This window comes from Burkholderia cepacia (assembly GCF_001039005.1).
In the GTDB taxonomy this organism is placed as follows: domain Bacteria; phylum Pseudomonadota; class Gammaproteobacteria; order Burkholderiales; family Burkholderiaceae; genus Burkholderia; species Burkholderia theae.
The window spans coordinates 1-971 of record NZ_LDWR01000179.1 but is presented as its reverse complement, the minus strand read 5'-3'; the positions used below and the strand labels follow the sequence as shown (position 1 = coordinate 971).

The 971-nt window shown below is 67.3% G+C and carries 2 protein-coding genes; one reads left to right on the top strand and one right to left on the bottom strand.

Annotated elements, in window-relative coordinates; all coding sequences use genetic code 11:
• On the top strand, nucleotides 1–223 hold a 223-nt coding region (locus VL15_RS38980), incomplete at its 5' end, for a hypothetical protein (RefSeq protein WP_048252214.1).
• Between the two features lie 70 nt (nucleotides 224–293).
• On the opposite strand, the gene VL15_RS38975 is transcribed toward VL15_RS38980, so the two are convergent.
• On the bottom strand, nucleotides 294–971 hold a 678-nt coding region (locus VL15_RS38975; protein WP_048252213.1), incomplete at its 5' end, for a transporter.

Here is a 971-nt window from a genome sequence, read left to right as displayed (position 1 = left end):
GAACGAGGCCGCGAACGATCCGGCCGGCAAAACGTGGTCGCTACCGAAGATCGCGAAACGCACGCAACTGCCGATGAGCACGCTGCGCCGCGTGCTGACGCAGCTCGACGGCGCCGGCCTCACCGCGACGACGCTGAACGAGGATGGCACCGGCAGCGCCGCGCTGACCGACGAAGGGCGCGCCGTGTGCGCGCAACTGTTCGGCGCGAACGACACCCGATGAATGAAAAAACGGGCCGCTGATGCGACCCGTCGTGTGGCGGTTCGACGCGTGCGTCGCGCGATGCCGGGTATTACCAGCGCGCGGTCACGCCGCCCATCACCGAATGACGGTAGGTCTGGTCGTTCAGCCCGTGCCGGTAGCCGACGTCGAGATCGAGCCAGCGCGTCGGCGAATAGATCACGCCGGCCAGCACGAACGCCGGATTCGCGCCGGCGGTGCTTTCCGTGTTGCGCGACAGGCCGACATCGGCCACGAGCTGCAGCCGGTCGGTCGCCTTGTAGATCGCCGCGCCCGATACCGCCCAGATCGACGTGAGGTCGCCCTGGCGATTCGGCTGGTAGGTCAAGCCGGCATTCGCGAGCAGCGAAAAGCGCCCGACGTCGGCCTGCGCGAGCAGCGTCGCGCCGGTGCCGGCGCGGCCCGTGCCGAGCCCGCGACCGTCGTTGCCGGTCGGTATCGTCACCTTCGGTTTCAACGCGAGCGACAGCGGCCCGCGTTCGACGAAGCGCCATTTCATGCCGATCTCGACATCGCCGATGCCCGCGCCGTTTTCGTCGGTCCGCGTTTGCAGATGCGTGTAAGGCGCGTTGACGTAGAGGTCGACGTGTTCGCCGAACCCGCGCGTGAGCGTCGCGTTCCACAACTGGTGGCGGCCGTTTTCTTCCTGTTTCGAGGTTTCCTCGCCGTTGAACTCGAATTGCCAGTTCGCGTTGCCCTGCGTGCCCGTATCGTCGCTGACGAGCGGATG